General features: G+C 37.7%; 6 protein-coding genes. All 6 read left to right on the top strand.

Annotated elements, in window-relative coordinates; genetic code table 11:
- Positions 1 to 95: 95 nt before the first annotated feature.
- The 6 genes from GOQ16_RS16855 (at position 96) to GOQ16_RS16880 (ending at position 7,801) form a co-directional block, all read left to right on the top strand.
- Positions 96 to 464 (top strand): hypothetical protein, encoded by a 369-nt coding sequence (locus GOQ16_RS16855; RefSeq protein ID WP_160070365.1) that lies wholly within the window; start codon positions 96 to 98, stop codon positions 462 to 464.
- 18 nt (positions 465 to 482) lie between these two features.
- On the top strand, positions 483 to 800 hold the full coding sequence (locus GOQ16_RS16860; RefSeq protein ID WP_160070366.1) for a hypothetical protein: 318 nt from the start codon (positions 483 to 485) through the stop codon (positions 798 to 800).
- A 163-nt stretch (positions 801 to 963) separates the two neighbouring features.
- Positions 964 to 2,862 (top strand): RecQ family ATP-dependent DNA helicase, encoded by a 1,899-nt coding sequence (locus GOQ16_RS16865; RefSeq protein ID WP_160070367.1) that lies wholly within the window; start codon positions 964 to 966, stop codon positions 2,860 to 2,862.
- Positions 2,863 to 2,931: 69 nt separating this feature from the next.
- Complete coding sequence (locus GOQ16_RS16870; protein ID WP_160070368.1) at positions 2,932 to 3,927, top strand: Gfo/Idh/MocA family protein; 996 nt, start codon at positions 2,932 to 2,934, stop codon at positions 3,925 to 3,927.
- A 117-nt stretch (positions 3,928 to 4,044) separates the two neighbouring features.
- Positions 4,045 to 6,273 (top strand): sodium-translocating pyrophosphatase, encoded by a 2,229-nt coding sequence (locus tag GOQ16_RS16875; protein WP_160070369.1) that lies wholly within the window; start codon positions 4,045 to 4,047, stop codon positions 6,271 to 6,273.
- Between the two features lie 658 nt (positions 6,274 to 6,931).
- Positions 6,932 to 7,801, top strand: a complete 870-nt coding sequence (locus GOQ16_RS16880; protein WP_160070370.1) for a pirin family protein — start codon at positions 6,932 to 6,934, stop codon at positions 7,799 to 7,801.
- Positions 7,802 to 7,965 lie beyond the last annotated feature (164 nt).

Raw genomic sequence — 7,965 nt, forward strand, 5'->3', positions numbered from 1 at the left:
TTTTTTCTACTGCTACGCAGTTGGATTTTAAATCTCTAAATTAACTATTTTTTTCTATTGCGTAATCTGGGTTTAATGTTGCACCTTTTCACGGAATGGGAAATACGGGAATTGCTACAGAATCTATTTATAGCCTTACGAATAATCCAGCAGGAATTGGGAGTTTAACGGACGTATATCTTGCTATAGCTTGTCAACCACATTTCATGACTAAGGAATTACGGACTCAAGATATGTACTTAGGTTTACCAATTAAGAATGTAGGTGCTTTGGGGCTTAGTATACGCAATTATGGTATTCAAAGTGTATCTTCATTTTTAACAGCTAATGTTTCGTATGCGCGAAGTTTTGGAGAAATATTTTCAACTTCAGTTACTGCAAACTATCATCGTTATTATGTTGAAAATTACATTAATGACAATTCATTTTCATGGGATCTTGGCGCACTAATTAGGATGAGTTAACAGGTCAATATTGGCTTTTTGTTTAGAAATACCACATTTTCAAAATTTAAAGACGATACAGAACAATATCTTCCTACTGAAATTGCAGCAGGTTTTTCATATAAAATTTCTAAAGAAATTTCTGTAGGTGGGGATAGCTATTATGAAATTGCAGATGGTTTTAATATTCGCGCGGGTTTGGAATATTCCATTGCAAATGAGGTAAGTCTTCGAGGTGGCGTGGCATCAAATCCTATGCAATATTTTGGTGGAATTGGATTGCGATGGAATAAATTTCAGTTTGATGTTTCATCCTCGTTTCACACAAGGCTGGTACATCACCACAATTTGCTTTAGCTTATGCCTTTTAAAATCTCTATAGGTATTTTGTTTTTTTGTTGCCATTGCATTACTGCTTTGCGCAAGAAAACGAAGGTTTTAAAAATGCGTTTGCAAGTAATTCAGATAGACTTTATATTCTAAAAAATAATTTTGCTTATGTTTGGGAAGAGGATTAAGCATGAGCAATTCGATTCATTCTATATTAAAACAGTACTGGGGTTATGACGCGTTCAGACCCTTGCAAGAGGATATTATTCACTCTGTATTGCAAGGTAAAGATACGTTGGCATTGATGCCGACGGGTGGTGGTAAATCCATTTGTTTTCAAGTACCAGCCATGGTACAAGAAGGAATTTGTATTGTTATCTCGCCTTTGATTGCTTTGATGAAGGATCAAATTGAGAATCTGCTTAGCAAAGGAATTGAAGCTATTGCCATTTATTCAGGTATGAATTACCGTGAAGTGGATATTGCTTTGGACAATTGCGTATTTGGAAAGATAAAATTCCTCTACATTGCTCCAGAGCGCTTTTATTCGGATATAGTACGTGAGCGTATAAAGTACATGAAAGTCAATTTGTTTGCTATTGATGAGGCGCACTGTATCTCGCAATGGGGTTACGATTTTCGTCCTTCTTATTTGCAGTTGGCAGATTTGCGAGAAGCACATCCAAAAGTTCCCATCTTGGCATTGACCGCCAGTGCTACATTGCGTGTTGTCGAAGATATTCAAGAGCGTTTGGCATTTCGTACAAAAAATGTGTTCTCTAAAAGTTTTGCCCGTCCAAATCTTGGCTATATGGCATTGCATGAGGAAAATAAAATGAATCGTATGCTACGTATTGTGAAGAAAATTGGTGGTTCGGGTGTTGTATATGTTCGAAATAGGAGAGAAACACAAGAAGTTGCTCGTTTTCTGCTAAATCATGGTGTTCCTTCGGATTTTTATCATGCTGGATTGACCATAAAAGAACGAGAATCCAAACAGAACGCGTGGACTACTAACAAAACACGTGTTATTGTGGCAACGAACGCGTTCGGAATGGGTATTGATAAGCCGGATGTGCGTTTTGTGATTCACATTGATATTCCTGATTCGCTGGAAGCATATTACCAAGAAGCAGGTCGAGCCGGTCGAGATGGAAAAAAAGCTTTTCCAGTTTTGTTGTATCATCAAGAAGACAGAGTTAAGCTGTGGAAGAATTTTCAAGATAGTTTTCCTTCGGTTCAATTTATCCAGCAGGCTTACCATCATTTGGCCAATCATTATCAAATTGCATATGGTGCAGGGAAAAATATTACAGTTGATTTTGATTTAGCTGAATTCGCTAAAAAATACAAGTTAGATGTTCTTCCGACGATGAGTGCATTGAAATTTTTGGAACGTGATGGCTGGTTGAGTTTATCCGAGGCCGTTTTTATTCCTTCGCGATTTAAATTTGAAATAGCCTTTCAAGATTTATATAAATTTCAGGTGCAAGCTGCAAAATATGATAAGTTGATCAAGGCGATTTTACGAACCTATGGTGGTGTTTTTGATTTTTATGTACCGATCAATGAATTTGAATTTGCGAAAAAATTAAGTGTTCCTTATGAAACTATCGTTCAAATGCTCGAAGGTTTGGAAAAACAACAAGTGGGCTCTTACCTGAAAAGTACGGACAAGCCGCAATTGACTTTTATGCAATCACGTGTTGATTACAAAAATCTTTTTATCGATTCGGAATTCATCCGCGAACGTAAAAATGTCAAAGAAGAACAGATCAAAGCGATTTATCACTTTTTGGATACCACAGGATGTCGGAGTAATGCAATATTAGAATATTTAGGTGAGTTAAATGGTGAACCATGTGGGGAATGTGATTTGTGTCTAAAGCGAAAACATATTGAAGGTATTGAAGAGAAGATAAAACAAGAAATTCGGGTACTCTTGCTTGAAAAGCCAATGAATTTACATGATTTGATGGATGCTATCTCTGTTACCGATGATGAAAAAAAACTATCCATGTTATGCGAATTAGTGGATGATGCTAAAATACAGCTAAAAGAGATGCTTTATTATTGGAACGCTAATTAATTTTTAATGCTAAGGGCTATTACGGTTACGTTAACAATTCATTATATTCGTCAGTATAAATTCTAATTTATGAACAACTTTACGCGACGAGACTTTATCGGTATGGGTACTTTAGCACTTGGTGGGTTGCTAATCAATAACACATATGCTAACCCCTTGACTAACCTAAAAAACAAGCGTATAGGTATTATAGGCTTAGACACTTCACATTCTATCGCTTTTACGAGATCATTATTGCAGGATTCAGATAGATTCAAAGGTTATAAGGTTGTGGCGGCTTATCCTTATGGTACAAAAACAATTCCTTCTGCGACATCACGCATTCCCCAATACATCCAAGAGATCAAAACATTAGGGGTAGAAGTTGTTGATTCTATTAAAGCTTTATTGAAGAAAGTAGATTATATTTTATTAGAAACGAATGATGGTCGTTTGCATTTGGAACAGGCGCGAGAAGTTTTCAAAGCCAAAAAGCCTCTTTTTATTGACAAACCTTTAGCGGCATCATATCAAGATGCAGCACAAATATTTGCATTATCTGTTCAGCATAATGTTCCATTTTTTTCGTCTTCATCCTTGCGTTACATTTCGGGTTTACAAGACGTGATTGCGGGTAAATACGGGAAAGTATTGGGTGCTGACGTATTCTCGCCAGCCGAAATAGACTCGAGTCATCCTGACTTCTTTTGGTATGGAATCCATGGGGTAGAGATGTTGTTTACGGCGATGGGTGTCGGTTGTAAATCCATAACCCGCACACACACCGCAGATACAGATATTTTGGTCGGTATATGGGAAGATGGACGTGTGGGGACGGTTCGCGGGACACGATCTGGACAACCTGAGTTTGGTGGTACAATATATTGTGAATCGGTGACTGTTACTTTAGGGATATTTGAAGGTTATAATGCATTACTCGATGAGATTATAGAATTTTTCGACACGAACAAAATACCTTTTGATAGTGCTGAAACGCTGGAAATTTGTGCTTTTATTGAAGCTGCGGATATAAGTAAAGACCTAGGTGGCGCTAAGGTGGAACTGAGCAAAGTAATTCAAAAATAATTTGTCCTTATTATGTTTCTATTGTAACATATTGATTCATAAAAGAAAATGTATTGTTTGTATAGGGTTATTGCAAAAAAAGTGATAGCTTTAATATAACCAAAATAAACTTTTTTTATGGAAAACTTAATGATTTACTTACCAGCAGCGCTCGCTGTTTTGGGTTTACTATTCATGGTTTCAAAAGCGAATTGGGTCAATAAACAAGACTCAGGAGAAAGTAAAATGCAATTTATTTCCAAAAGCATTAAAGAGGGGGCCATGGCGTTTTTGAAAGCCGAATACCGTATTCTATTTATTTTCGTAGTTATTGCAGCGATTGCATTATTTTTTGTTTCAACGTTGGTTGAGACGACACATTGGATTATTGTTGTTGCCTTTGTGTTTGGCGCATTTTTTTCTGCATTGGCAGGAAATATTGGGATGCGTATCGCGACAAGTGCGAATGTCCGTACCACACAAGCTGCACGTACCAGCCTTCCTCAAGCTTTGAAAGTTTCTTTTTCTGGCGGGACGGTGATGGGCTTAGGTGTTGCAGGTTTAGCAGTATTGGGATTAAGTATATTCTTTATGCTTTTCCTTAAGATGTTTGTCACTGATGGAGGGAACTTTTATGTTGAAATGACTATTGCTTTAGAAGCTTTAGCTGGTTTCTCTTTGGGTGCAGAATCCATTGCCTTATTTGCCCGTGTTGGTGGAGGTATTTATACCAAAGCTGCGGATGTAGGTGCGGATTTGGTTGGAAAAGTCGAAGCTGGAATTCCAGAAGATGATCCGCGTAATCCAGCAACTATTGCGGATAATGTAGGAGATAATGTTGGTGATGTGGCTGGTATGGGGGCTGATTTATTTGGCTCATACGTAGCGACTGTATTGGCTTCTATGGTATTGGGAAATTATATTATCAAAGATATGGCAGAAGCCAATGGAGGTGTTTTTACGGATGCATTCAATGGTATGGGACCGATACTTTTACCCATCGTAATTGCAGGTGTCGGAATATTAGCCTCAATAATCGGTACTTTCTTTGTGAAAGTATCAAATAATGATGCTAAAGAAAATGAAGTTCAGGGTGCATTGAATTTAGGTAACTGGATTTCTATTATACTTACAGTAATTGCTTGTTTCTTTTTGATACGATATATGCTTCCTGAAGTTATTCAAATGAAATTTTTCGGAGAAGGGTATAAAGATATTCCACGTATGAATGTGTTTTATTCTACGATTGTGGGTTTGGCTGTGGGCGGCTTGATTTCGGCATTTACAGAATACTATACAGGATTAGGAAAGAAGCCTGTTTTGGATATTGTCCGTAATTCATCAACAGGCGCAGGTACAAATATTATAGCAGGTTTGGCAAATGGTATGATTTCAACTTTTTCTTCGGTATTGTTGTTTGCTGCCGCAATTTGGGGTTCATATGCGTTGGCTGGTTTTTACGGAGTTGCGATTGCAGCTTCTGCGATGATGGCAACTACTGCGATGCAGTTAGCGATTGACGCTTTTGGACCTATTGCGGATAACGCTGGCGGTATTGCAGAGATGAGTGAATTACCAAAAGAGGTGCGTCAACGTACAGATGTATTGGATTCGGTAGGAAATACCACTGCTGCTGTAGGAAAAGGTTTTGCAATAGCCTCTGCGGCATTGACAGCATTGGCATTATTCGCAGCTTATGTGACTTTCACGGGCATCGATGGCATTAACATTTTCAAAGCAAATGTATTGGCTGCTTTGTTTATTGGTGGAATGATTCCTGTTGTGTTTTCAGCGTTAGCGATGCAATCTGTGGGTAAAGCAGCGATGGATATGGTTAATGAAGTAAGACGTCAATTTCGCGAGATTCCAGGGATTATGGAAGGAACGGGACAGCCCGAATATGGCAAGTGTGTAGATATTTCTACGAAGGCGGCCTTGCGCGAAATGATGTTGCCCGGAGCGATGACGATTATCACGCCTATTATTGTAGGATTTGTGATGGGTGCAGAAGCATTGGGCGCGTATATGGCAGGTGTAGCGGTATCTGGTGTGATGTGGGCCATCTTCCAAAATAATGCAGGTGGTTCTTGGGATAATGCGAAAAAATCTTTTGAAGCTGGAGTAGAAATTAATGGCGAAATGACGTTCAAAGGTTCGGATGCACATAAAGCTGCCGTAACAGGTGATACAGTAGGAGATCCTTTCAAAGACACTTCAGGCCCTTCGATGAATATTTTGATAAAATTAACCTGTCTTGTAGGATTGGTAATAGCACCAATATTAGGCGGTCATACACTTAGCAATGCTAAAAAGGATAAAATAGAAAATTCGAAAGAAAAGATAGTTCTGGTAGATCAGAAAAGATAAGAAGATGATAAGTCCCTTTGTTAATTCAAAGGGACTTTTTTGTGTAAAGCTTCTTTAATCGCCCTTGTGCCGGGCAAGTCTAGCTAAAACTCACGATTACCTTTTAGATATCTCTCTGCGGTCGATATGACGAACTAAAAGCACAGAAAGATATTAAGACGGCGTCATTTCGAACGAAACGTAGTGGAGTGAGAAATCTCATAAGTTTATATTTCTTCTATTCTCGAAATAAAGCGTTTAATAGTGCTGACTGAAACTAATATGTCTGAACATCGTTTCAATTACAGAAATATATTTAAGAATGTAATTTCATAGCAATGAATAAATTGAATCAATTATCATCCATGTAGTTTGCCAATGGTTGAATTGTTTGTTGTATAATATCCATTGTGTATATCATGTAATTCACTAGAATAATACATATTCTTTAAGTTCCAGAAATTGCTCTTGTTTAATTCGGTATTTGATTTTGTTGGAAGTGTTTCCTGTGCCAAGTAAGAATTATTTTTAATGTCTATTTAGGGTGTTATAATAATTCTGAATATATTTTTGCAGTAGCACGTTGTGATTAGACGAACGTAATGCATGCTTAGTGAGGAATTTAATCATTCGATACCTTCATAAATTTTAGCTACTTTTAGATTAAAATTGATTTACTATGTCAAACATTGATTTCATAAGAGAAGAAACTGCTGCTAATATTGGGAATTTTTTGGTGGGGCGGTTATTGCCGTTTCGTCAAAAGCGTTCAATCGGTCCATTTGTTTTTATTGACCATATGGGACCAGCCTGTTTGGCAGATCATGAAAATTTGGACGTTGGGCCGCATCCACATATTGGGCTTTCTACGCTGACATATCTATTCGAGGGTTCTATTTTTCACCGCGATAGTTTGGGGACAGCGATGGAAATCACACCAGGTGCTGTCAATTGGATGACAGGAGGAAAAGGTGTAACGCATTCTGAGCGTACCCCAGAACATTTGCGTCAGCATGATAAATTTTTACATGGATTGCAAATATGGGTAGCATTACCAAAGGAATTGGAATTTATGGATCCTGAATTTCACCACTCCGAGGCCAAAGATATTCCAGCATGGGAAGAGAATGGTGTACACTATAAATTAATTGCTGGCGAAGCTTTTGGTAAAAAATCACCTGTTCCAGTGTATAGCAAATTGTATATGATTGAGTTCAAAAGTTCGGAAGATGCGGTGATAGATATTCGTGGTGAATTGTATGGTGAGAGTGGATTGTATATTTTGGAGGGTGAAATCGAGAGCAATGGTCACGATTATGGTGCAAAGCTAATCTTAATTACTAAGGATGCACATCTTTGTTCGTTCACAATAAAAGCCAATACCACAGTTTATATTTTTGGGGGAGAACCTTTCCCAGAGGAACGATTTATCTATTGGAATTTTGTAGCTACAGATAAGCAAATAATTGAAGAAGCAAAGGAACGTTGGCGAAAACATGAATTCCCTAAAGTGCCGGGAGATGATGGTTATGTACCGTTGCCTGGGTAAGAATTTGAAATAAGATAAGTGTTGTAGTTATACAATACTTTTTTTATGGAAAATTTATAGGTTAGTCATCATATGAGTTATTAGCTTATATTAAACCCAGATTACGCAGTAGATATTTTCATTTGAAGATCTATCGGGTAATCCCAAAGTCCCCTGAACCATTT

This window comes from Sphingobacterium bovisgrunnientis (genome assembly GCF_009829085.1).
Lineage (GTDB): Bacteria > Bacteroidota > Bacteroidia > Sphingobacteriales > Sphingobacteriaceae > Sphingobacterium > Sphingobacterium bovisgrunnientis.